This is a genomic window from Mesorhizobium sp. M7A.F.Ca.AU.002.02.1.1 (assembly GCF_003998535.1).
Classification (GTDB): Bacteria; Pseudomonadota; Alphaproteobacteria; order Rhizobiales; family Rhizobiaceae; genus Mesorhizobium; species Mesorhizobium ciceri.
In genome coordinates this window covers 1-3,563 of the sequence record NZ_RZPB01000625.1, presented here as the reverse complement: position 1 = coordinate 3,563, position 3,563 = coordinate 1, and the positions used below count along the sequence as shown (strand labels likewise).

Here is a 3,563-nt window from a genome sequence, read left to right as displayed (position 1 = left end):
ATCCCACGCCGGAGCGAGCCAATGCGCGCGGTCCGGCAAGTGGGATTTCCAAGGTCATCGAAAATGCTCTGCGCGCGGCGGGGTTGATGCGCTGAATTGTTGTGGCGGAGGAGCTCTTTGTCTGGACTCTGCTGAACCAAGAGCCCACCATCGATAAGGCAGTGAACCCCTGCTTACCCAAGACAGCGGCGTCGTTTGGGCCAAGGCTATTTACCATCGGCCCTGGAAAGCGCTTTTGAAACAGGCCGGCCTGTCGGATGTGACGCTACATGAGCTGCGGCATACCTACGCCAGCACGATGGTTCGAAATGGCGCTCCGTTGATCATCGTGGCACAGGCCCTTGGTCGCAGCGACACCCGAACGGTGGAGAAGCACTATGCTCACCTCGCCCCGTCCTATAGCGGACATCATTCGCCGACTAGCACCCGACATTTAGAGGACAATCCAAATGGCTGAGGTCGTAATTGCCTGCTCACTTGCCGTGATCGCGTGCTTCTGCGCGTTGTGCATAATCGCGTTTTTCATGCTGGCGAAGTCCGCTACCCATCCTTCTTACCTTGAACAGGAAAGATGACGCCGCTCGGCGCTTGGCCGAGCCATTAGGTCCAACCGTGCGAGAAGCTGTGGCCACGGCGATGGCAAAGATCGACCTACGCCATTGCCGTGAGGCGCTTGCCCGCGCGCTCGTGCACGAAGGTGGCCATGTGAATAATAGGACCGGACCGCCCCACCTTCCGTGGCGTTACAGCTATTCAGAGCGATCGACAGTTCCACGCATTTGCGACGCCGCTTGGGCTTCGAAAAAGCTGACCGGCTTATCCGACGTCGCCCAGACGCAAATTCCGTAGGCAATCCCGAAGGAGATCAACAGGGCGGGCAAGATGGGTAAGCGGTGCATGGATCGGCTGGGCCTCTTTGTTGCAGACCCGCCCACAACCTCCTGCAACCCGATCGGTTCGAGATAAAATATTTACCGTCTTGGCATGGTTTACGGATGGTTTCGCAGGCCATCGCGGATGCTTGCCACTGTGTCTGCTGGCGAAGACAAAAAAAAGCCCGCTGCCGGGAGGAGGTGGCAGCGGGCTCGATTTTCGAATGTGGCGCGGGAGGAGGTGCGCCTCATTCAGCGCCGGCATCGCATCTGGGAGGAGTAGATGGCCGACAATCAAAATCTACCCGCTGCCCAGCGATTTCTGCAATCGTGGATCGTGCATAGCTGCTGTGCAGATTTGCTTGTGCCGACACACGTGTAGCATCAGGCCTCCGAATTGGGCAATTTTGTAAGCTCAGCAATCGAGGGAAGGCCGGTCCCGATCCTTGGAGGCGACACCAAGGCCATTCGCGACGCAGAGGAAGAGGACGTGTTCGACAAGATCGCCGCCCGGCCCCGGCAAAAGTTTGCCAGCGGGTCGGAACCTACTACTGCTGCTCCGGCATTTCAGTATTTTCCTGAGGGTCTTTTTTCACGCCCGGGCTGGGTGACGTATCCACTGGCGCATTACCGCCGTGGTTTTGCACAGGAGCACGCTTGAACGGTGCCGTCTGCCAAGAGCCGTTCGATAAAGGCGTGAGTACAAAGAATGCCATTAGGCCTAGGAAAATGACGGCAATAACCGCCACGCCCCAGGCCATGAGTCTTCGCGTGCCGCGTTGTTCTTCCCTGCGAGATAGATTGTCCACCATTGCTCCGGCCTCTCGTGAAGTGGCGCCTGTTGCGAAAGCATCTCCCTCCTCGAACTTCGCTATTGCATCAAAGTTCCGGCCCCGGTGCAGCATCCGCGAAAGAGCATTTTTAAGCTTAGCGCTCTAACGGCGTCGCCGGCGCATTGGGGGAATAGGCTTCGGGTTTAGCCTTAGCCACTGACCGGCGGCGAAGTTCCTCGCGAATTCCTCGGTCTCGAAAAGATGCTGGGTGATTTCGCCATTCTCGACGAGTTCTACCGCCCACTGGCCGTCGATGTGTTCGATACGAACACCAGCCCTTTGGTCATCGTCCACGGCCCGCACTCCCACACACGACGAAGGCACCAACAAATCATAGCGCCCAAAGCGCTTCAACGTTCGAAATGTACAAAGCGAAGGAGAAGTCCTGTGACCGGCGTGGTGCGCACACTTCTGGAACGCTGGCAACCGAAGGGTCGATCACGAAGACGGTCATAGGCGAAAATGCGACTGACGCGGCATCCCTGGATTGCTCGGTCGCGCTCGGTAGGCTCGGCCTGGAGGTCACTGTTACCGGCGTTGCAGCAAATCCTACGCGTGGAATGCCGTCGTGCGGATTCTAGAGGTTTAGTTGTATCCGAGCAGGTGACGCAATCCGACAATCGGTAGATAGACGGTCCAAATCATGCCGATGGCGGAGGCAACACCAAGGCCAATCGCGGGAGCCCACGCTCTCCATTGCATCTGGAGCCGCGCTGCCAATTCAGTCAAACTGTCTTCCATGGACGAATTCTTCCCAAGTTGATCGAGGGGCGAAAATGCCAATGAACCCCAAGACTGCCGCGCTTGCAATCGCTGCTAGTATTTGCATCGCTGGTTTCGCCTACTCCAGCGGTCACAAGGCCGGTCGTGTTTCTCAACTAAAAGACGCCGTCACGGCCTACAACCGTCGCATCGGGATTGACGACAAGGCCAACAGCCTCGGCCGCGTCGATCTCTGCCTGGAGCTTGGTGGCCTACTTGATGAGTGCCAGCGGCTAGACCGCTGATTTGCTTAACCGGCTGATTTCAGCCGTCCACCTCCATTGCCAATTCAACAACTGCCCATCAGGGCGGAAAGGTACTAGCCATGGACCGCAACTTTGCGCGGGCGCTTGCGCTCGTTCTGAAATCTGAAGGCCTCTGGTCGGGACAATCCGGCGGATGGCGGCGCCACCATGAAAGGCGTCACGCTCACCAACTTCCGCCGCTTTGTGAAAGCCGATGCTACCAATTCCGACCTGCGTCAGATCACTGACGCCCAAGTAGCGATGGTCTGTCGCCGGTTCTACTGGGATTCGACGGCCGGTGCCAAATGTCGGCGATGTGGTCCTCGATGCGTTCGACCGCGCGCAGCCGGTAGATCAGCCTGCATAGGATGTGCGCCATGCGGGTGAAGGCCTCGCGGCGCTCGACATTGGTGGCCCATCCCCGTAGATCGCCGCGTCGATCAGCGTCGAGCGCCAGAACGCGGCGGCAAAGCTAGGGTGCTGTTCACAGATGGCGCGCAGTGTGTCGTGGCGCATGAAGCCGACACGCGATGGCGTCAGGGTCGGAAGGTGCAGTCCATCACCGAAAGATGTAGTCCGTGCAGATTCGGAATGTCGCCGGTCACGAAGAATGATGTGATCTGCCGCTTACCCTCGCCGGTGTGTTTGGTAGAGCCGACCAAGCCGTCGATAAGGACAAACGAATGCGAGGGCCGATCGCCATCACGGACAAGGTCATGATTGGCCTGGAATTCCTTCTCCTGGATCGGGATGCCTCTCAGGACCGGCCTCGGATGGAATCTTCCATGTCTCTGCCTGGCACGTGCCGGCAATCCTTATGCCGAGCCGCGTTCCGGCAGCTCGGTCTCTTC

At 58.3% G+C, this 3,563-nt stretch carries 6 protein-coding genes; 3 read left to right on the top strand and 3 right to left on the bottom strand.

What is annotated here, in order from left to right; all coding sequences use genetic code 11:
- Positions 1 to 259: 259 nt before the first annotated feature.
- Complete coding sequence (locus tag EN879_RS28130) at positions 260 to 457, top strand: tyrosine-type recombinase/integrase (protein WP_244514468.1); 198 nt, start codon at positions 260 to 262, stop codon at positions 455 to 457.
- 963 nt (positions 458 to 1,420) lie between these two features.
- On the opposite strand, the gene EN879_RS28120 is transcribed toward EN879_RS28130, so the two are convergent.
- Positions 1,421 to 1,684: a hypothetical protein gene (locus tag EN879_RS28120; protein WP_063170873.1), complete on the bottom strand. Its 264-nt coding sequence runs from the start codon at positions 1,682 to 1,684 to the stop codon at positions 1,421 to 1,423.
- Positions 1,685 to 1,807: 123 nt separating this feature from the next.
- Positions 1,808 to 1,999: a hypothetical protein gene (locus EN879_RS28115; RefSeq protein WP_063170631.1), complete on the bottom strand. Its 192-nt coding sequence runs from the start codon at positions 1,997 to 1,999 to the stop codon at positions 1,808 to 1,810.
- 488 nt (positions 2,000 to 2,487) lie between these two features.
- Here EN879_RS28115 and EN879_RS28110 point away from each other — a divergent pair, with 488 nt between their 5' ends.
- Both EN879_RS28110 and EN879_RS40220 read left to right on the top strand, forming a co-directional pair.
- Positions 2,488 to 2,712, top strand: coding sequence for a hypothetical protein (locus EN879_RS28110; RefSeq protein ID WP_027162007.1), 225 nt, complete (start codon positions 2,488 to 2,490; stop codon positions 2,710 to 2,712).
- A 168-nt stretch (positions 2,713 to 2,880) separates the two neighbouring features.
- Positions 2,881 to 3,099 carry a glycosyl hydrolase 108 family protein gene (locus EN879_RS40220; RefSeq protein ID WP_244507020.1) on the top strand — a complete coding sequence of 73 codons (219 nt, stop codon included), beginning with the start codon at positions 2,881 to 2,883 and terminating at the stop codon, positions 3,097 to 3,099.
- Positions 3,100 to 3,248: 149 nt separating this feature from the next.
- On the opposite strand, the gene EN879_RS40755 is transcribed toward EN879_RS40220, so the two are convergent.
- Entirely contained in the window at positions 3,249 to 3,524 is a 276-nt protein-coding gene (locus tag EN879_RS40755; protein WP_338039908.1) for a cyclic nucleotide-binding domain-containing protein, read from the bottom strand.
- Between the last annotated feature and the right edge of the window lie 39 nt (positions 3,525 to 3,563).

Excerpts from the sequence above, each read along its gene's own strand:
- EN879_RS28120 (WP_063170873.1), bottom strand. The coding sequence starts at position 1,684 with ATGGTGGACAATCTATCTCGCAGGGAAGAACAACGCGGCACGCGAAGA.
- EN879_RS28110 (WP_027162007.1), top strand. The coding sequence starts at position 2,488 with ATGAACCCCAAGACTGCCGCGCTTGCAATCGCTGCTAGTATTTGCATC.
- EN879_RS40220 (WP_244507020.1), top strand. The coding sequence starts at position 2,881 with ATGAAAGGCGTCACGCTCACCAACTTCCGCCGCTTTGTGAAAGCCGAT.